This is a genomic window from Syntrophales bacterium, from assembly GCA_023229765.1.
Taxonomy (GTDB): Bacteria; Desulfobacterota; Syntrophia; order Syntrophales; family UBA5619; genus DYTH01.
In genome coordinates, this window is the sequence record JALNYO010000009.1 from 68,204 (window position 1) to 88,018 (window position 19,815).

Sequence of the window (19,815 nt, forward strand, 5' to 3'; positions counted from 1 at the left end):
TAACGGGAGGATGATCGCAAAGTGACCATTTGGTAATGTTCGTCAAGCGTACAAAATTGAGGAGCTGGTTTATTCGGGGGAATTTCCGAGGAGAGAGCTTTCGAGGGAAATCGGCAGGGTTACAGTGAAGACACTTCCTTTGCTTATCCGGCTTACCACCCGGATGTCGCCTCCATGGGCGCGGGCTATTGCCCTTGCCAGGCTAAGCCCGAGGCCAGAGCCGGATGCGGAGCGGCTTTTGTCGCCCCGGTAGAATCGCTCAAAAATACGGGGGATATCCACAGCGGAAATGCCGATCCCCGTGTCTTCAATTTTGAGGATAACTCGTGATCCTTTGTCTTGCGAAAGCGACGTCCTGACCACTCCCGCTGCGGGGGTGTACTTTATCGCATTGTCCAGCAGATTGAACAAAAGTCGCTGAATCATCCGGGCATCACCCTGAATCATGCATTCCTCCGGAACATTGCAGGAGAGGGTTATGTTTCTGTCCTCGGCGGTTGCCCCGAAAAGTTCGCAGCCGTCTTTGACGATTTTTGCCAGATCTATCGTTGTCCCGGACGGTTTTTCCACGCCTGCTTCGGTCCTCGATATCATCAGCATCGTATTGATTATATTCTGAAGCAGATCACATTCCTCAATCACGCTTGCCGCCATGGTTTCATATTCATTAAGTGATTTGCCGGTGGTTAGCGTTATTTCCGCCATACCCCGGATGCGGGTAAGCGGACTTTTCAGATCATGGGCGATATCGTCGCCCATCTGCCTGATTTCGGCAACAAGCGATTGTATTCGATCCAGCATCTGATTGAACGTAACGGCCAGTTGATCAATCTCGTCGCCGCGATTCTTCACGGGGACCCTCTTTTCGAGCGTTCCTCCGGAAATGCTCTGAGCTGTTATAGTGACGGCCTCAACTCCCGAAACCGCGCGGCGGGCCATGAACCAGCCAATTCCTGCCGCCAGAGCGATGAGCAGGGCCATCGTGGCAAGAAACACCCCCTTGAAGGCTTCAATGATCCGCCTATAGTTTTCCATGGACTGGCCGACTTGCAGGATAACCCCCGGACCGATCATCGCATAGAGGATGCGAACCTGATTGTTCGTGATGGTCAGACTGACCGTTTCGATCGCCTGCCCATCCCCGCCCAGAATCTTCGCAATGGCCTCCTTATTTATGGAGATGTCTTTCCAGTAATCCATATTGGATGACGAAAAAACCTGACCATTCGGGTAAAGAAAACGAAAAAAAACTTTCTTTTCCCCGGCCGCTTTAGCTTCGAATACCGCGATCCCCTCGACCGTCTCTATGCCCCGCTGGGTCAAGACCGCCGAAAACTGTCCGGCCTGACTCAGAAGGTCCTGATCGGTCTTTTCTTGAATGACGGACGTGATAAGGGTATAAAACAAGAAGAAGGCGACCAGGGAGAAAACCGCAAAAATGCCTGTGTACCACAGGGTTAGTCGCAGCGTAAGGCTATTGCGGAAACGAACCGGTTTCTTTAATGACATACCCCGCACCCCTAACGGTATGGATCAGTTTTTGATCAGCGTCTCTGTCTATCTTTTCCCGCAACCTGCTGATTCTTGCCTCAACCACATTGGTCTGCGGATCGAAATGGTAGTCCCACACATGTTCCATGATCATCGTTTTAGAAACAATCCTCCCGGCATTGCGCATCAGGTATTCGAGCAGTGAGAACTCCCGCGGCTGGAGATCGATATGTCTTTCACCTCTTGCCACCTCCCTGGTAAGCAGATTGATTGACAAATCCCCGACGCTCAAACGGGCGGGATCCGCCGTGCCGCTTGCCCTGCGGATAAGGGCCTGAACACGGGCCAGCAGCTCTGAAAAGGCAAAAGGTTTCGTAAGATAGTCGTCTGCCCCGGTATCGAGCCCCTTTACCCGGTCGTCCACGGAACTCTTCGCGCTAAGAATCAAAACGGGGGTATTCACCTTCTCGGCCCGCATCTCTTTGATCAACGACAGACCAGTTCTTCTTGGAAGCATCAGATCGATAATCGCCGCGTCATATGGTTCCGACATGGCGAGTTCGAGACCTTCCTCGCCATCCATGGCGCAGTCAACCGCAAAAGCGGCCGCTTTGAGCCCCTTGACGATGAAAGAGGCGATCTTGATGTCATCCTCGACTAGTAAGACTCGCATTGAACCCTCTTTTGCCGGTTGCTGTTGAAAAAAACGTTTCGCTGAAAAAGAAACCCTTTCAATCTGCCGATTATTTTATCGGTTTAATAAATAAGCCAATCCTTCCCAAGCTGTCAATACTTTTCACCAGTGGCATTACTGCGGCAGAGAATGACAGTATTCCGCCGACCCCTGGTCATTAATTTCAGTTTTTGGTAAGCGGCAGGGGTAAGCGACTGATTCCTGCAGGGAAGCAACGTGTTGTTTTGAAAAAGTGGTTCCGCTGCGACCGGGTCGGGTGAAGAGGCCACGGCCTCGGGCCAGAGGATGGTGCCGGGAATCGGCGAATACTCCGCCAGAATTGGACGCGCCCCGAAGGTCTGGACGTATTCGATGCTTTCGGCAACCTCCTCGGCCGACTGGCCGGGGAGTCCGCAGAGAATGTATATCCCGATGTCGGACGGGGAATAGCCCCCTTTTTGAAGATTTTTCACGGCCTCCTGCAAATCCTTGTTACTAACCTTGCCGCCCGTTATTTTCTGCCGGAGCAGATCAGAGGTTTCAAAGCCGAAACGGAGGGTTTTAAAGCCGGACTTATACATAAGCCTGCTTATTTCCGGGGTTACTTCTCGCAGATGCAGTCCGTTCGGACAATGGAAATGGAGAGGCAGATTTCTTCGGATTAACTCTTTTAAAAGCGGCGTTGCCATTTCTTGCGAATTCACCAGCAGGGCGTCGTCATAAAAGGAAAAATTTCTTGTTCCGCAACGCCGATGCCAGAACTCTATCTCCGCGGCGACAAGGAGTGGGTCTCTTCTGCGGAAGCCTGGATACAGCAGATGCGAGGCGCAATAACTGCAGCGGCAGGGACAGCCTCGCGAGGTCAGGATCGGCAAACTGGCAGGGTTGCGAAGGAAGTCGAAGGCCGGGTAGGGGTATGAGTCGAGATTATCGGGGTCGGGGAGGAATTGCATATCTATTTTTAAAAGGTCTTTTAAAAGTCCAGGCAGGGTTGCCTCGCCCGCCCCGGGGAGACAGAAATCCGCCCCCGCTTGCGATGCATGCTGCGGGCAAAGGGAGACGTAATTGCCGCCGATAACAACGGGAACGCCCGGAAAGACCTGCTTCACGTAGGGGATGATGGCAAACAGGCCGGGATACCAGTAAGTCATCATCGTCGTTATCATGATGATGTCCGGACGTGGGAGATTGCGCAGTTTTTTCAGGAAGATTTCGGGGGGCAGGCCAAAACGGTGATAATTTCTCGGGATCATCCGCAGTGGCAAAGGTTTGATAATACGCTCCCGGGAATATGTCCCCGCGCCGTCGGCTCTTATTTTCCCTGGGTAAATTGCGCTTTCGGGGCGCAGTTCCGGATCGTCTTCAAGGCAGTCGATAAACGAGACAGCAATCCCGTTTATCCGCAGCAGGGAGGCTATGGACAAAAGTCCCAGTGGTTTATACCAGAGGTTGTACGCGGAGAAATCATAAATCCACGGGTTGATAAGCAGCGCCTGATATTTCATGACTCGCTTGCTAACACAGAAGCGTTTCTGCTGCAATAACCGGAAGGCAGTTTCTTTTTGTGAATTCAGGAGCTATATTCTGTCTTCGCAAGCGCCGGAAGCGATGCAATCAACGACGATGTTTCTTCCGTCTGTTGTTACCCGGACGGCGCCGTCTTCGTCAGTGCGATACAAATCGGCGTTTATCTGCCGATATTTTTCCAGTGTTTCCGGATGGGGAAAACCGAAGAGATTTTTATAACCGCAACTGACAACGGCGATTTTGGGGGCAACCTTCTCGAGAAAGGGGAGGCTGCTGGAGAAGCGGCTTCCGTGGTGGGGAACAATCAGCGCATCGCTCTTCAAATCAAGGCCTGATTCGGCCAGCCTCTCCTCGGAGGCCTTGGAGATGTCCGAGGGCAGGAGAATGCTCCGTTTCCCCAGGGAAAATTTTATTGCGAGGGCGCGGTCGTTTGTCCCGGTAGGATAACCTCGCTCTTCCGTCTCCTCGGCAATAAAGGGGAGGGGAGTCGGAGGGGAGGCGGGCGGGTTCATAATCAGGATGCGAACGCCGGAGAAGTCAATCTCGGGCAGCCCGCTTGCCATAATTCTGTGGGTTATTCTTTTTTTACCGATAATATCCAGAAAGGAACGGTATTGAGCGGTTGCGGCTTCATCGCCGCTGCTCCAAACCTCGTTTACATGGAAATTTTCCAGGATGAATAAAAGACCGTTTAGGTGGTCGGAATCAGGATGCGTCAGAACAACGGTGTCTATCTTTGTTATCCTTTCGTGGAGGAGATAAGGCGCCACTACAAGTTTTCCGATGTCGAAGCTCTCGTCGAAAAAACCGCCCCCGTCCACAAGCATGCTTTTTCCACCGGGAAACCTCACCAGGATGCTGTTCCCCTGACCGACATCGATGGCTGTCACCGAAAGGTCAGTCTGATGGGCGTTGCTTAAATATTGATATGTCCAGGTTGAAGCTAAGAACAGCATTACGAAAAACGGCGTCGCGATGAAAAAAAATCTGCCTGCCAGACTTATTTTCAGCGCCGCTGGCTTGGAAAAGCGGCCCAGGGCCAGACCCGCCCAGATAAGCAATGCGTACCAAGCCGCAACCTCCGGAATGGTTGGGGTGGAAACAATGAGGGAAGCCCAGGGAAGGGCGGCAAAACGATCAACGAAAAAGAGCGAGATTTTAACGAGCAGTTCCGTCAGACCCACCACCAGACCGGCCAGGGAGGAAGAGAGTGGCGCGGCAAGGACAATGGCCAGGGAAACGGGAATCGCCAGCACGCCGAGAATCGGCACGCAGATCATGTTGGCGGCAAGGCCGACAAGCGGAATCCGGTTGAAATAGAAGATAATCAGGGGCAGCGTTCCCAGTGTCGCTGTCAGCGATACGAGAAAAAAGATTACAATTCCCCGGACGGACATCTTGATGATGTAGATCATTCTCGTTTTTATATTGGCAAAGGGTTCTTTTACCGGGGGCGGCGGGAGAATATTCATGAATTCAGGCATGAAAAAGATCAACGCGGCGACCGCGGCGAACGAAAGCTGGAAGGAAATGTCGAAGAGCGAAGAGGGGGCAATGATTAAAATCAGAAAGGCGGCAAAAGCGAGAATATTGAAGAGGTCGCCTTCCCGGTCGAGCAAAAGCGCCGTCAAAAAAACCGTAAACATGATCGTCGCGCGCAGCACGGAGATCCCGGCGCCGGCAACCCCGGTGTAGAAAATAACAACGGAGATGGCAATAATTACGGCTAACTTAGCGACGTTTCCCCGCAGGAGGATGTATTCCGCCTTCAGAAGCAGGTGCGCCAGAAAAAGGGCGAAGGCGGCGACAATCCCGATGTTGAATCCGGAGATGGCGATAATATGGGTAAGCCCGGTCTTGTTGAACTTTTCCATCGTTTCTCTGGGGATGGATTTTTGATCGCCGAGGATCATCGCCTGAATGATGCTTCCCTCCGTGCCGGGCGATTTTTCGGAGATGGTTCGGCGGATCAGCTCCCGAAAACCCTCCAGTTTTGCCTTCAGCGGGTTCCCCTGGTCGCGGCGCAGGACAACGAAGGAAATATTGTCATTGAGGAAACCCCTGACGAGGATGCCCCGCAGGCGCAGATACCTTTCGTAATCAAATCCGCCAGGATTCTTGAAGCTGCGGGGAATTTTAAGGCGTGCATGGAAACGAATGAAATCGCCGTAGCGAAACGGGTTTTCCCCGCGGATGCTCAGCAGCACAGAACCTGAGGCGGGGATGTAGCTTTTATCCTTGAGAATGCGGGAGATGGAAACGACCAGGTCGGTCTTCTCCGGAGATCTCAGGGGATTCTCGGCAACGATTCCTTCCGCGGTCAGTGGACGGTCTTCGATGAAATGGGCAATGTGGTTTTTCGGCAATGGCGGATAAAGATAGAGGCCGATCAGAAGGATTCCCAGCAAAAAAACACAAAGCAGCAAGGAAGCCAGGACGATGGCAGACCTGCTGAAAAAATGAAAACGGAGACTGATTTTTTCAAAACAGAGTTTGCGGTGTTCGTAAAGGACGGTCGCGACGAGCAGCAAAGCAATAGAGGCAAGAACGGGAAAAACCGGGATAATCCAGATGCTTCCGCACGAAATGCCCGCCATCAGCGCCGCCGTCATGGCAACAAAGGGTCTTCGCATGCCTCTTTCGCCTTTATCTAAAGGAAGGCCGGCCCGGGTGATTATTAGAAAGGAGGATAACCGGCGGGTGCAGGATAGGAGGTACGCGAGCGACTGTCAATAGAAAAATGCGAGGCGCTGTCAAACGTCCGGCCTCTGATCATCGTCCCTGTAAGCTCAAATCCCCCGTGTCAAATCCCCCGTTGACATATTGGATTTTCAATGTATCATACAAGACTTGTTGAACGCAGAGCAATTAAGCTTTTCCATAAACATAACGATTTGTCATTGACTGCAATGATTAGCGTGCGATAGATAAACCCTGTTTTTGCGGAGATGTTGAACCCAGGCCGTTTTGAAGAGCCAGGTGCAAGGAGATTCATTATGGAAATAAGCTCACGTTTCGTCGGCGCTGTCCTCAAACCACTGGAAACGCAGATCACCTGGCGGCAGACGACAAATTATGCCGCCGCTGTGGGCGATGCCAATCCCCGCTACGTGGACGATGAGCGGCCCGGAGGCATCGCGGCCCCGCCGATGTTCTGCGTGGCAATCACCTGGCCGATCTCCGAGCGAATCTGGGAATATCTGGATATCCCCGATTTTCCCTATGAAGTTCTGCTGTCGCAGGTGCACTATACGGAACATCTCCAGCTTTATCGTCTGGTAGTGCCGGGAGACCGCCTTTCCATAAAGGGGAGGCTTGCGGCCATTATCCCCCACAAAGCGGGAACTCTGATGGTTTTGCGCTACGACGCTTATGACGAGTGGGACAGGCTTGTCTTTACGGAGCATTTGGGGGCGTTGATGCGGGGAGCGCTCTGCCCTGATGGAGGCGCGGGCGCTGATCAACTTCCTGAAATTGCTGCAAATGACGGCAATCCCTCGCTGCTCTGGGAAACGATTATCTCCGTGTCGAGAGAAGCTCCGTTCATTTACGATGGCTGCACGAACATCTGTTTCCCGATCCACACCTCCGTCAAGTTTGCCCGGCAGGTTGGGCTGCCCGGCATCATCTATCAGGGAACTGCGACGCTGGCGCTGGGGGTGCGCGAGGTTATAGACAGGGAATGCGGCGGCGACCCCGCACGGGTAAAAGCCATAGCCTGCCGTTTTACCGGGATGGTTCTGCCGGGAAGCGAAATAAGCGTGCAGGCGGTCGGCCGCTTCCGCAAGGGAGAGGATGTCAATGTTTTCTTTAACATAATTAATTCCGAAGGTAAAAAGGCCGTAAGCGACGGCGTTGTCTCTTTCGCCTCACGGTGAAGATCAAAAAAGCGGCAGAAAAGCAGTATTCTGGTACGCAACTGTCAAACTAAGGGAGGAAACACCAATGAGCTGGCAGGATTTGAATTTGACCTGGCATTACGTGGAAAAATGGGCAGCGGAAAAGCCTGTGGCCGAGGCGCTAATCTACGAAGAGGAGCGGCTGACCTGGGCTGATTTCAAGAAAAGGATGGACCAGATCGCCCGCGCCTATCTGGAAATCGGTTTGCAGAAGGGCGAGAAGGTTGCGCTGCTTGCCGCTGCCCGCAATGAATTTCCGTTAAGTTACATGGCGGCGGGGAAAGTCGGGGCTGTCTGGCTGGGGTTGAATCCGAAGCTTACCCTCGACGAGCTGCGCTACCAGATTGGCGACTCTAAACCGTCTATTCTCATTGCGGTTCGGTCATTTCTCGGCGCCGATCTGGGAGATAAAATTACTGCCCTGAAGCAGGAATTTCCGTTCATCAAGAGGGTGTTTGTTATCGGCGAGCCGCTTGAGGGCGCCGATAATTTTACTGACTTTGTAAACAGGCCCCGGCCGGAGTTTGACGTCCTCCTGACAAAACGCGCCACGGAGGTTTGTCCTGACGACGAGGCGCTCCTTCTGTACACATCCGGTTCTACCGGGAAACCGAAGGGGGTTCTCCACACCCACGCAGGAATAGTTGAAAACATCAAGGTGGAGGTTTTAAAGTTCGGCGTGGATAACGAAGCCCGCTGTCTCCTCCATTTTCCGATAAACCACGTCGCGGCGGATACCGAGATTGCCTTTGCCTCCATAATGAAAGGCGGCGCCATTGTGCATATGGAGCAGTTTGATCCGGTCGGCACTTTGAAGACCATCGAAAAGGAGAAGATTACGCTCTGGGGGCAGGTGCCGGTTATGTTTCTGTTAGAGATGAAGCAACCGGAGTTTTTTCAAACCAATTTCAGCAGTTTGAAGGCGATTGTCTTTTCCGGCGCCGCCGCCCCGAAGATTATGCTCGAACTGCTTTCCGGAATCTGTAAAAATGCCGGCGCCGCTCTGCTGACCGGCTATGGCAGCACGGAGGTTTGCGGGTTTGTCACCTACTCCGAAAAAGGGGATGACCTGGAAACCCTGCTTTCTACTGCGGGAAAGATTGCGCCGCCGTTCGAATTGAAGATCGTTGATGAAAACCGCAAGGAGCTGCCGGACGGTCAGATCGGAGAGATAGCCCTCCGGGGGCCTTCGATATTCAAGCGTTATCTCAACAAGCCGGAGATGACGGCTGAGGTGCTCGACAAGGATGGCTGGTTCTATACCTCCGATCTGGCAAGCAGGGATGCCCGCGGTTACATATCCATTACCGGGCGAAAATCCGAGATGTTCAAGAGCGGCGGAGAAAATGTTTATCCCCGCGAGATAGAGGAAGTTCTGGAAACCAGTCCAGGGGTGTTGTTTGCCGCCGTAATCGGGGTTCCCGATGAGCTGTACCAGGAAGTCGGCTGGGCCTGGATAATGCAGATGCCGGGCAAGGAAGCCTCCGAAGAAGAGCTGCGGGAGCTGTGCCGCTCCCGGCTTGCCAACTTCAAGATTCCGAAAAAGTTTTTCATCCGTCCGCTTCTGCCGCTGCTTGCGAGCGGCAAGGTGAACAAACTTGCGTTGAAGGAAGAGTTAGCGAATATATAAGGAGGATAGATTGATACCGAGATATTCACGGGAAAAAATGGAGGCAATCTGGAGTTCGCAGAACCGGTTTCAGAAATGGCTGGATATCGAGATTCTGGCCTGCGAGGGGATGGCTGCAAAGGGCGAAATCCCCCCGGACGCGCTTAAAAACATCAAGGAGCGGGCCGGTTTCGACATTGAAAGGATCGACGAGATCGAGAAAACGACCAAACACGATGTGATCGCCTTTTTGACCTCCGTATCGGAGAAGGTTGGCCCGGACAGCAGGTTTATCCATCGCGGCATGACCTCGTCGGATGTGCTTGACACCTCCCTGGCGCTTTTGTTGCGCGAGGCGGTGGAGCTTCTGATAGAGGATGTTGACCTGCTGCTCGACGCGCTGAAAAAAAAGGCGTTTGCCCACCGCCGGACGCTGATGATCGGACGTTCTCATGGAATCCACGCGGAACCGATAACCTTTGGTCTTAAGCTGGCCGTCTGGTACGCCGAGATGGAGCGCAACCGCGAACGACTCGTGCGGGCGAAAGAGACGATCAGCGCCGGCAAGATTTCCGGCGCCGTCGGCACGTTTTCCTTCATTGACCCCTCTATCGAGGAGTACGTATGCAGTATGGCAGGATTGAAGCCGGCGCCTGCCTCCTCACAGATTGTCCAGCGGGATCGTCATGCGGAATATTTTACGACGCTGGCGATTGTGGCGTCCTCACTCGACAAATTCGCCCAGGAGATCCGGCTTTTGCAGCGGACGGAGGTGCGCGAGGCAGAGGAGTATTTTTCGCCGGGGCAGAAGGGTTCCTCCGCGATGCCGCACAAACGCAACCCCGTGCTCTCGGAAAATATCTCCGGTCTGGCGCGCCTGATGCGCTCCTATGCGGTTGCCGCCCTTGAGGATGTCGCCCTCTGGCACGAGCGGGACATCAGCCATTCCTCCGTTGAACGGGTGATTGGCCCCGATGCGACAATCCTGCTCGATTTCATGCTGTCGCGCTTCACCGGGCTCATCGACCGGCTGGTCGTCTATCCGGAGCGGATGCTGGCCAACCTCCAGATGACGAAGGGGGTTATTTTCTCGCAGATGGTGTTGCTGAAACTGATCGAGAAGGGGATCACGCGGGAAAACGCCTACGCAATCGTTCAGCGCAATGCGATGAAATCATGGGAAAACGGCGTCGAATTCAAAGAACTGCTGCTCCAGGACGACGAAGTCGTCTCCCGTATCGACAAAGCCGACCTCGAAGAGGCGTTCGATGTTCAAAATTTCATCCGGCAGGTTGATTTTATCTTCGCCCGCGTCTTCGGCCCCTCGCTATGATAGGAAGGACGAAAATTCAAAGGCGAGCCAGAATATATCCTTGAGAGGTATGGAGTATTTGTAACTTATTTAAATAAAACAAATATAATAAAAGAAAGAGAGAATCATGAGCGGTTTCTTCGGCGCCATTTCAGTATCCGATTGTGTAGATGACTTGTTCTACGGAACAGATTACAATTCCCACCTTGGCACAAAAAAGGGGGGAATGGCGGTAAAAAATTCCCGGGAATTTAAAAGAAGCATCCATAACTTGGAAAGCTCCTATTTCAGGACAAAATTCGAACCGGATCTCCCTCAATTTCATGGCAACAGCGGCATCGGCATTATCAGTGACACGGAATCGCAGCCGATCATGATCAAGTCCCATCTCGGGGAATTTGCCATTGTCACGGTCAGCAAGATTCACAATATTGCAGAGCTTACCGACCGAGCCCTGAAGCAGTACCGGCACTTTTCGGAAACCATCGATGGCGAAGCCAACCCCTCAGAGCTGATCGCCATGTTGATCGATGAAGAGGATTCGTATGAAAAGGGGATAGAAAATGTTTTTGAAAAGGTAAAAGGGTCCTGTTCTTTGTTGCTGCTGACCGAAGACGGATTGTTTGCGGCAAGGGACAAACTGGGAAGAACCCCTGTGGTCATTGGGAAAAAGGCAGGGGCCTTTGCCGTAAGTTCGGAATCAAGTTCGTTTTGCAACCTTGGCTACGAAACAGAAAAGTTCCTGGGCCCGGGTGAAATCGTGTTTATCACGGCTGATGGATATGAGCAGCGCCGAAAACCCAATGATAAGATGCAGGTGTGCGCTTTCCTTTGGGTTTATTACGGTTATCCCAGCTCTGATTACGAAAATATAAATGTCGAAGAGTGCCGGTACCGCTGTGGTGCGGCATTGGCAAAAAATGATGATGTCCAGGTCGATTTTGTCTCAGGCATCCCTGATTCCGGGGTTGCTCACGCTATTGGCTATTCGATAGAAAAACAAATCCCTTATAAACGGGCTTATGTAAAATATACGCCAACATGGCCGCGGAGCTTCATGCCGCAAAACCAGGAAATGAGAGATCTGGTGGCGAAAATGAAACTGATCCCGATAAAAACGCTGATAAACGGGAAAAGGATTCTCTTCTGCGACGATTCGATTGTCAGGGGGACTCAATTAAAAGATAATGTCAGGATCTTATACGACTATGGCGTCAGGGAAGTCCACATAAGACCGGCCTGTCCCACCCTCATTTTCCCTTGCCTGTTCCTTAATTTCTCCCGGTCGCGCTCCACACTTGACCTTGCCGGACGCAAAGCGATCAAGGAAATTGAAGGAGCAGAAGCCAGCCATCTGGAGGAATATGCCAAAGCAGGAACAGACCGTTATCAGCAAATGATTGAAAAAATCAGGCAAAATATTGGTGTAACTACGCTAAAGTACCAGAAACTTGACGATCTTGTAGAAGCTATCGGCTTGCCAAAGGAAAGAATTTGCACCCATTGCTGGGACGGCTCAAGTTATTTCTGATGCTGTTTTACTGCTGCTTATCAGGTTTTATAAATCGTTTCTCGAGATGACCGTGTCTTTTAGCCAGACACGGTCGTTTTTTTCGGGATAGTCGAGATTGTAGTGCAAGCCGCGGCTTTCCTTGCGAATTCTGGCGCAGGTGACGATAAGCTTCGCTGTGAGCGCGATATTGCGCAACTCCAGCAGATCCCTCGTTACAAGGAAGTCCCGGTAATACTCGTCTATTTCCCGGTTTATCATGTCAATCCGGTGTTGCGCCCTCTGCAGGCGCCGGTCGGAGCGGACGATGCCCACATACTGCCACATGCAGCGGCGTATCTCTTCCCAGTTGTATGTGACGAAGATTGCCTCGTTAATTTCTGTCGCCCCCCGCGGGTCCCAGGGGGGAATGGGAATAGTCTCTTCCTGCCGAAGTTCCCTGAACAATTCCGCGACCCGGTTCGCGGAGCGGTGGGCGAGGACGGCGGCTTCCAGAAGCGAATTGCTTGCCAGCCGGTTGGCGCCATGCAGTCCCGTGCAGGAAACCTCGCCGCAGGCAAAGAGTCCCGGGAGGGAGGTCTCGCCGGTTTCGTTCACGACAATCCCGCCGCAGAGGTAGTGCTCCGCGGGGGCCACGGGAATCGGCTCCGTTGCCATATCGATTCCAAATTCAAGGCATTTCCCATAGATGTTGGGGAATCTTGCGGAGAGGAACTCCCGCCCTTTATGGGTGATATCGAGAAAAACGCACTCGTCGCCCGATTTCTTCAGCTCCGTGTCAATCGCCCGGGCGACGATATCTCGCGGCGCCAGGCTCTGGAAGGGATGGTATTTTTCCATAAAGGTATCGCCGTTTTTCAGCTTCAGCACCCCGCCTTCGCCGCGAACCGCCTCGCTGATCAGAAAGGATTTGGCGTCGGGGTGGTAGAGGCAGGTCGGGTGAAACTGGATAAATTCCATATTGGCGATTTTTGCCCCCGCCCGGTAGGCCATCGCCACCCCATCTGCCGTCGCGATGTCGGGGTTGGTGGTAAGAAGATATACCTTGCCGATGCCTCCGGTTGCCATCATTACGAATTTTGCCCGGAAGGTATGAACCTCCCTGCCGTTGATATCGAGGACATAAGCGCCGATACACCGGTCCTTTTCGGTTTTTTGCCCAAGGGCGGAGGCCTTCATGATCAAATCAATGGCGATATGATTCTCGAATAACCGGATATTTTCAATGTTGCCGGCTTTTTCGTTCAGGGCCCTTTCAATTTCCCGGCCGGTGAGGTCTTTGGCGTGCACAACCCTTCTGCGGGAGTGTCCGCCTTCGCGGCCCAGATCAAACTTGCCGACATTTTCCGTCGAATGGGTGAATTCCACCCCCCATTCAACGAGTTCCTCAATTCGGGCTGGTCCCTCTTCCACGACAAAACGGACGGTCTCTTCCTTCGAAAGTCCCGCTCCGCAGACCAGGGTGTCGGCTATATGCTCCTCGAAGCTGTCGAGTTCATCCTGAACCACCGCGATGCCGCCTTGCGCGTAATTGGTATTCGATTCCATCTTTTCCTTTTTTGTCACCATCGCCACGGTGCCGTATTGCGATGCTTTGATGGCAAAACTGAGGCCGGCGATTCCTGTGCCGAGAACGAGAAAGTCAGTATAAATTTCCATGATTATTCCTTCTTTGAAAAGTTTAATTGCAAAAACGGGTATAGCTATATATATTTCCCCCCGATTTGTAAATAAAATTCGGGGATGTGGATTGGGATGCTGGTGCTGGGAATAGAATCTTCATGCGATGAAACGGCCGCCGCGGTTGTGAAAGACGGGAGCGCCATGCTTTCCAATGTTATTGCCTCCCAGGTGAAGGTGCATGAACGTTACGGGGGGGTGGTTCCGGAAATCGCCTCCCGGAAGCATATCGAGGCGATCGCGCCGGTGATCATGCAGTCGCTTGAAGATGCGGCCGTCACCATAGACGAAATTGACGCAATTGCTGTGACAAAAGGGCCGGGACTGGTGGGCTCGCTTTTGATCGGACTTTCCACTGCCAAGGCCCTGGCCTTCGGCTTAGGGTTGCCGCTCGTCGGCGTCAATCACCTCGAAGGTCATATCGCGGCGATATTCCTGACTGATAATCCCCCCGCCTTTCCCTTTGTCGCCCTCGCCGTCTCCGGCGGTCATACTTCCCTTTACCTTGTCAAAGGATTCAGGGATTTCACCCTGCTTGGGCAAACGAGAGACGACGCGGCGGGAGAGGCCTTTGACAAGGCCGCCAACCTTCTGGGCATCGGCTATCCGGGCGGGGTAGAGATCGACAGACTCGCCAAAAAGGGCAACCCCCTTGCTTTCAATTTTCCTCGGGCGATGCGCGACAGCCTCGATTTCAGCTTCAGCGGGTTGAAAACAGCCCTCCTGACGAAGATAAAAAAAAGGGATTTCCCCATAACGCCCGAAGAAATACCGGACTTTGCCGCTTCCTTTCAGGAGGCAATCTGCGATGTGTTGACGGAAAAAACGATCCGCGCCGTGCGGCTGGTTTCGACAAAACGGATTGTTGTCTGCGGCGGCGTTGCCGCGAACAGCCGCCTGCGGGAGAAAATGTACGGTGAGGCCCAAGCCGCAGGAATTGATGTTTTTATTCCTCCCGCCATTTTGTGTACGGACAACGCGGCAATGATCGCGGTGGTTGGGACCCACTTGCTGCAGAGCGGGTTTAAAGACGGTCTTGACCTCAATGCCGTATCACGCATCCCTCTTGCAACGGCAATATGATCATTCAGGATAAACTAAGAGACTTTTATCGGCGCTTTCTCAGCCTCCAGGGCGACCCCGGGGAGATCGCCATGGGAATGGCAATCGGGGTTTTTGTCAGCATTACCCCGACAATCCCCTTCCATACGGCGCTGATCGTCCTGATCGGGATCACTTTCCGGCAGAATATATCGGCCGCCTATATTGTTTCCTGGCTCGTGTCCAACCCGCTTACCATTCCCCTTCTTTACCTTTCCCAGTACAAGCTCGGCCGTTTTCTCCTCGGCATGGGAGGCAGCGGTTTCCAATTTAATGACTACAGTTTGCGGGTACTTGCGTCAGCCGGGCGCGAGATACTCGTGCCGCTCCTGGTCGGCGGGATCTGCATGGCCCCGTTTTTTGCCGTTCCCGCCTATTTTATCGCTCGCTATTTTGTCAGTAAAATAAGAAAGCGGACTGCCTCGTGACAACCGTTCGGAAATTGATCGCTGCCTATGACATTCGCCCCCGGAAGAAACTGGGGCAGTCGTTTCTCACGGACATGAATATCATGAGGCGGATTGCCGCCCTGTCCGCGTCTGCGGCGGATGAAACGGTGGTAGAGATTGGGGCGGGGCTCGGTTTTATGACCGAGGAACTGGCCAAAACGGCCCGCCGGGTGATTGCCCTGGAGATAGACCCCAGACTGTTGAATATTCTGCATGAGCGCTTTGACGGTGTTGAAAACGTTCAAGTCCTCGGCCAGGATGTTCTGAAATACGATTTTTCCGCCGCTGACAAAGATAAAAAAATAAAGGTTATCGGCAATATTCCCTACTATATTTCCACCCCGATTCTCTTTCGCCTGCTGTCATTTCGCAACGCGATAGCGTCCGTTATCCTGATGTTTCAAAAGGAACTGGCCGACCGGATCACCGCTATCCCCGGGACAAAAAAATATGGAATACCCTCGGTAATGGTCGCAAAATATACGGACGCAGTTTATGAAATGACGGTTCCCCCGCAATGCTTTTATCCCGTTCCGGATGTTGCTTCCGCTGTAGTGCGGATGACCGTTAAAGAGGGCTTGGACGATTCTCGCAATGATCTTTTTGACAAGCTGGTTCATGCCGCCTTCGCTCACAGGCGCAAGAACATTTTCAACAACCTTTTATATATGGGTTTTTCAAGGGAAATGCTTGATTTTTCCTTTGCCGAGTGCGGGATTGAGCCGACAAGACGGGCGGAGACCCTGACTCTGGAAGAGTTTACGCAGCTTACGGCTTGCCTTGCCGACAGCGCCATTCGGGAATAGCTGCTTTGCGGCTGTTCTGTAGCCGGGCAATGAGCGATCACTCCCCCTCCGCCAGCTCGCTAAGTGCCTCCCGATCCAGAATCCGGATCGACCTGCCGTCCACCGCCAGCAACCCGGCGTTGCTCATTTTCCGGATTCCCCGCGAAAGGGCTTCCGGGGTGGCGCCCAGGATCTTGGCCAGCTCCCGCTGCGTGACCGTCAGTTCCAGTTGGTTTGCCTGTGCGCCCTCCATCCTCTGGGCATGGAGCAGGAAAGAGGCGAGCCGCTGCGGAAGCTCCTTGAGCGACAACGACTCGATCAGGATCATCGATTCCCGGAGGCGATCAGAGAGAACCTGGATGATGTTCACCAACAGGCGCGGCTCTTGCATCGCGACGGCCTCCATGACCGTCCCGGGGATCAAGAGGAGGCTGCTATCTTCAAGGGCCATCGCGTTTGCCGGAAAAGAATCGATGGCGAAGGCGGTGCACATGCCGAAGGGGTCTCCCGGCCTAAGCAGATTGAGCGTCTGTTCCCTTCCCTCGGGAGAACTTTTGTAGAGCTTTACCTGGCCGGTGACGATGACATAAAAGGCATGGGCGGGATCCAGCTCGCCCAGGAACATTTCTCCCGCCTTGTAGGTTCTGTAACGGGCGTGTTCCGACAACGCCTTGAGTTTTTCGGCAGGCAGCCCCTGGAATAAGTCCAATGTCTGCATTTGCTTCAAGATATCCATAAAAATCCTCCCCGTTGATTCAGATCAATGACATTCCGCGCGCGAGCGCGTATTTATGGCGCAAAGATTGGAAAATGTTTAACACAGGGAGCGAAGGGAAACAAAATATAATTTGCAGCTCCGGCGCTTTGCCGGGGAAAAAAGGGGGAATGAAAATGAAAATGGAACAATATATACGGGCGATTGCCGGCAGTTTTATCACGATCTCGGTTCTGCTTTCCTATCTCTACAGTCCATATTGGCTGTTTTTCACGGCTTTCGTCGGACTCAACCTTTTGCAGTCCGCTTTTACAAAATGGTGTCCGATGATATTTTTTCTGGAAAAGTTAGGCGTTCCGCGCGATAATGAGCGAAAGGGGAATCTTTCCAAGAGCAACGCGAAACATCCCTATACCGCGGCAACGAATCGGTAAGTTCCTCGTTAGTTTTGTTCCTTGTTCAACCCAACCCGGGGCGGTTCCGTCAGGCAGCAGGAGGCAAGATGAAAACAACAAACGAAATGAGAAGCAGACATAAGCAACGCGCCGTCGCCGCCATTTTCTTTATTCTTTCCCTGTTGGCGGCGATGACGGGAACAGGAAACGCCGCTGGAGAAAGGCTTACATTGGAGGAGGCCGTAAGGATGGCCCTGAAAAACAACCATGAACTCCAGGCGCAGAGAAACGCCAACGCTGCCAAGGGTGCGGAGGTGGGCATTGCCCGCAGTTCCCTGCTGCCCAAAATATCTTTGGAGGAGAGATATTTACGAACGGCCAGTCCTGTTTACGCCTTCATGACCAAGCTCAATCAGCAGCGGATCGGAATGGCCGACTTTGTCCCCGAGACGCTGAACCATCCGGAGGCCGTCAACGACTTTCAGACAGCCTTCACGCTGGAACAGCCCCTCTTTGTAAAAAAAGCGAATGTGGGAATAGCGATGTCCAAAACGGAGGCGGCTGCCTCGGAAGAGTCGCTGCAAAGGAAAAAGGAAGAGGTGGCCTTCAAGGTGGTTCAGTACTACCTGATGGCGGGCACCGCCGGCGCGTATGTCCAAGTTGCACAAAAAGCCCTGGAGGATGCGCAGGAGCATGAGCGTCTTGCCAAGGTTCGCTATGAGGCAGGCCTTGGGCTTTACTCCGATACGCTCAGAGCCTCAACGGCAGTGGCAGAGGCCCGGCAGCGGCTTGTCAGTGCGGAGAAGAATTTCAACGTGGCCAAACGGGGGCTGGGACTCATGATCGGCTCCGCGGAAGCGGTCGAGGTTTTCACGGATACGCCCGTCCTGCCGGCGCCGGAGATTGAATCGTTGCGCAACCAGGCGCTGTCCCGGAGGGATGTCAAATCCCTGGAGCTGCGGACCGAGAACGCCCGGAACCAGATCAAACTGGCCGAAGCTGGTTATTACCCGATGGTGGGTGTGGGCGGAACCTATCAGTGGAATGACCGCAACCACCCGCTGGGCGGCGAGGGGGACGGCTGGCAGGTGATGGCTTTCCTCCGCTGGGAACTCTTTGACGGCGCCAAAACAAGGTATGAGAAGATCAAGGCCGGGTACCAGGCCGCTGAGGCGGAAGAGTATCTCAAAGGGATGAAAAAGATGGTCTCCTTCCAGGTGGACGAGGCGTGGCTGACCCTGAAAGAGGCAGAAAAAAACAGGGAACTCGCGCAGGAAGAGCTGAAAACCGCCGAAGAGGGCCGACGGCTCGTGTGGGTGCGGTACGAAGGCGCGCTGTCGCCGATGGTGGATCTGCTGGACGCACAGTTAAGTTTTGACCACGCGCGGGCCAACCGGGTGGCCCGGGAAAATGAATACAAGCTGGCGGTCTTCAACCTCGGTTATGCAAGCGGCACGATTCTCCAGGGGTTGCAGAGCGAAGAGCAAAATGGGAGGACAAAATGAAAGCACGAACAATAGGCGGGCGGCAGAAAAAGGAAAAAAGGCCGCTCCTGCAGGCGCTGTTTCCGCTGCTGGTCGCGGCCCTTCTGCTGACCGGCTGCGGCGAGAAGGCGGCGCCGGTTGCCGCGCCGGTAAAGCAGCCGGTCATAAGCGGTGTATCAGTCGCAACGGTTACACCCACCGCGGTTGATGAATTTTACGAAGCCGCAGGCACTATCCGGGCTGCCAAAACCAGCTATGTGGCCGGGCGAATGATGGGGGCGGTTACCTCCCTGCTCGTAAAGGAGGGAGACGCGGTGGAGAAGGGGCAACTGCTCTTGACCATCGACGACCGGGATGTGGTGCAGAAGGTAAATGCGGCTGAGGCGGGCCATCAGGAGGCGGCCAAGGCCCTGGAATCGGGAAAGCAGAATCGCGAGTTGGTTGAAATTACCTATCAGCGTTATAAAAAGATGTACGAGGAAAAAGCCATCTCCCGGCAGGAGATGGATCAGTTTGAGACACAAAAAAGAGTGGCCGGGCTGGAATATGAGCGCGGGCAGGAGATGGTGAAACGAGCGGCAGCCGGTCTTGCCGAAGCAAAGATTTATCTCGGTTTCACCAGGGTTACCTCCCCGGTAAAGGGTGTGGTTACGGAAAAGAAGACGGAAGTGGGGAGCATGGCCGTGCCCGGCATGCCGCTTCTGACGTTGGAAAGTGCGGCCGACTACATGGCGGAAATCGCCGTTGATGAAAGCCTCGCCGGCAGGCTGAAGATCGGTGCGCCGGTTTGGGTGTCGATCGAGGCCCTCAACCGGCAGATGACGGGAAAGATCAAGGAGATTCTTCCGGCAGTTGACCCCATGTCGCGTTCCTTCACGGCGAAGGTTTCCGTAAGCGGCCCCGGTCTGAGGACCGGTTTGTACGCCAAAGTCAGGATTCCCCAGGGTAAGAAAGAAATCCTGCTGGCGCCCCGCGCTGCCGTTGTTGAAAAGGGGCAGCTTGCCGGAGTTTATGCCGTGGATGACCAGAACATTGTCACCTACCGTCTGGTCAGGACCGGCAGGGAGTATGAAGGTCGCCTGGAGATCCTGTCGGGCCTGAAACCCAACGACCGGATCATCGTTGGCGGGGTTGAAAAGGCTGTGGACGGCGGAATCCTGAAAAAGGAAAAGTAAAGGAATTCAT

The 19,815-nt window shown here is 53.5% G+C and carries 16 protein-coding genes; 10 read left to right on the top strand and 6 right to left on the bottom strand.

The genetic code is table 11. The features are described 5' to 3' along the window. Positions 1-69 precede the first annotated feature (69 nt). The 4 genes from M0P74_06980 to M0P74_06995 all read right to left on the bottom strand — a co-directional run bounded on the left by M0P74_06980 (position 70) and on the right by M0P74_06995 (position 6,324). Complete coding sequence (locus tag M0P74_06980) at positions 70-1,509, bottom strand: ATP-binding protein (protein ID MCK9363324.1); 1,440 nt, start codon at positions 1,507-1,509, stop codon at positions 70-72. Further along, complete coding sequence (locus tag M0P74_06985; protein ID MCK9363325.1) at positions 1,475-2,164, bottom strand: response regulator transcription factor; 690 nt, start codon at positions 2,162-2,164, stop codon at positions 1,475-1,477. Before M0P74_06985 ends, M0P74_06980 begins: the two co-directional genes overlap by 35 nt. 113 nt (positions 2,165-2,277) lie before the next feature. After that, on the bottom strand, positions 2,278-3,669 hold the full coding sequence (locus M0P74_06990; GenBank protein ID MCK9363326.1) for a B12-binding domain-containing radical SAM protein: 1,392 nt from the start codon (positions 3,667-3,669) through the stop codon (positions 2,278-2,280). A gap of 72 nt (positions 3,670-3,741) precedes the next feature. Then, a complete protein-coding gene (locus M0P74_06995) occupies positions 3,742-6,324 on the bottom strand; it encodes a DNA internalization-related competence protein ComEC/Rec2 (GenBank protein ID MCK9363327.1) in 2,583 nt (860 codons plus the stop codon). A gap of 363 nt (positions 6,325-6,687) precedes the next feature. Between M0P74_06995 and M0P74_07000 the strand changes: the two genes are divergently transcribed. From M0P74_07000 to M0P74_07015, 4 genes are all read left to right on the top strand, one after another. Beyond that, positions 6,688-7,569, top strand: a complete 882-nt coding sequence (locus tag M0P74_07000; protein ID MCK9363328.1) for a MaoC family dehydratase N-terminal domain-containing protein — start codon at positions 6,688-6,690, stop codon at positions 7,567-7,569. A 67-nt stretch (positions 7,570-7,636) separates the two neighbouring features. Further along, positions 7,637-9,220 (top strand): acyl--CoA ligase, encoded by a 1,584-nt coding sequence (locus tag M0P74_07005; GenBank protein ID MCK9363329.1) that lies wholly within the window; start codon positions 7,637-7,639, stop codon positions 9,218-9,220. 37 nt (positions 9,221-9,257) lie between these two features. Further along, positions 9,258-10,532 carry an adenylosuccinate lyase gene (purB, locus tag M0P74_07010; GenBank protein MCK9363330.1) on the top strand — a complete coding sequence of 425 codons (1,275 nt, stop codon included), beginning with the start codon at positions 9,258-9,260 and terminating at the stop codon, positions 10,530-10,532. 106 nt (positions 10,533-10,638) lie between these two features. After that, positions 10,639-12,042, top strand: a complete 1,404-nt coding sequence (locus M0P74_07015) for an amidophosphoribosyltransferase (GenBank protein ID MCK9363331.1) — start codon at positions 10,639-10,641, stop codon at positions 12,040-12,042. 27 nt (positions 12,043-12,069) lie between these two features. On the opposite strand, the gene nadB is transcribed toward M0P74_07015, so the two are convergent. After that, positions 12,070-13,680, bottom strand: a complete 1,611-nt coding sequence (gene nadB / locus M0P74_07020; GenBank protein MCK9363332.1) for an L-aspartate oxidase — start codon at positions 13,678-13,680, stop codon at positions 12,070-12,072. A 96-nt stretch (positions 13,681-13,776) separates the two neighbouring features. Here nadB and tsaD point away from each other — a divergent pair, with 96 nt between their 5' ends. The 3 genes from tsaD to rsmA are packed head-to-tail and all read left to right on the top strand — an operon-like array spanning position 13,777 to position 16,057. Continuing rightward, positions 13,777-14,784: a tRNA (adenosine(37)-N6)-threonylcarbamoyltransferase complex transferase subunit TsaD gene (tsaD, locus tag M0P74_07025; GenBank protein MCK9363333.1), complete on the top strand. Its 1,008-nt coding sequence runs from the start codon at positions 13,777-13,779 to the stop codon at positions 14,782-14,784. Beyond that, on the top strand, positions 14,781-15,230 hold the full coding sequence (locus M0P74_07030; GenBank protein ID MCK9363334.1) for a DUF2062 domain-containing protein: 450 nt from the start codon (positions 14,781-14,783) through the stop codon (positions 15,228-15,230). Before tsaD ends, M0P74_07030 begins: the two co-directional genes overlap by 4 nt. Then, the gene (rsmA, locus tag M0P74_07035; GenBank protein MCK9363335.1) at positions 15,227-16,057 is read left to right on the top strand and encodes a 16S rRNA (adenine(1518)-N(6)/adenine(1519)-N(6))-dimethyltransferase RsmA; all 831 of its coding nucleotides are present in this window, start codon (positions 15,227-15,229) and stop codon (positions 16,055-16,057) included. Before M0P74_07030 ends, rsmA begins: the two co-directional genes overlap by 4 nt. A gap of 37 nt (positions 16,058-16,094) precedes the next feature. Here the strand turns inward: rsmA and M0P74_07040 are convergent, their stop codons facing one another. Continuing rightward, entirely contained in the window at positions 16,095-16,772 is a 678-nt protein-coding gene (locus M0P74_07040) for a Crp/Fnr family transcriptional regulator (GenBank protein ID MCK9363336.1), read from the bottom strand. Between the two features lie 155 nt (positions 16,773-16,927). Here M0P74_07040 and M0P74_07045 point away from each other — a divergent pair, with 155 nt between their 5' ends. The 3 genes from M0P74_07045 to M0P74_07055 all read left to right on the top strand — a co-directional run bounded on the left by M0P74_07045 (position 16,928) and on the right by M0P74_07055 (position 19,805). Further along, positions 16,928-17,185, top strand: coding sequence for a DUF2892 domain-containing protein (locus M0P74_07045; protein ID MCK9363337.1), 258 nt, complete (start codon positions 16,928-16,930; stop codon positions 17,183-17,185). Positions 17,186-17,253: 68 nt separating this feature from the next. Next, positions 17,254-18,651 carry a TolC family protein gene (locus M0P74_07050; GenBank protein MCK9363338.1) on the top strand — a complete coding sequence of 466 codons (1,398 nt, stop codon included), beginning with the start codon at positions 17,254-17,256 and terminating at the stop codon, positions 18,649-18,651. Further along, positions 18,648-19,805, top strand: coding sequence for an efflux RND transporter periplasmic adaptor subunit (locus M0P74_07055; GenBank protein MCK9363339.1), 1,158 nt, complete (start codon positions 18,648-18,650; stop codon positions 19,803-19,805). Before M0P74_07050 ends, M0P74_07055 begins: the two co-directional genes overlap by 4 nt. Positions 19,806-19,815 lie beyond the last annotated feature (10 nt).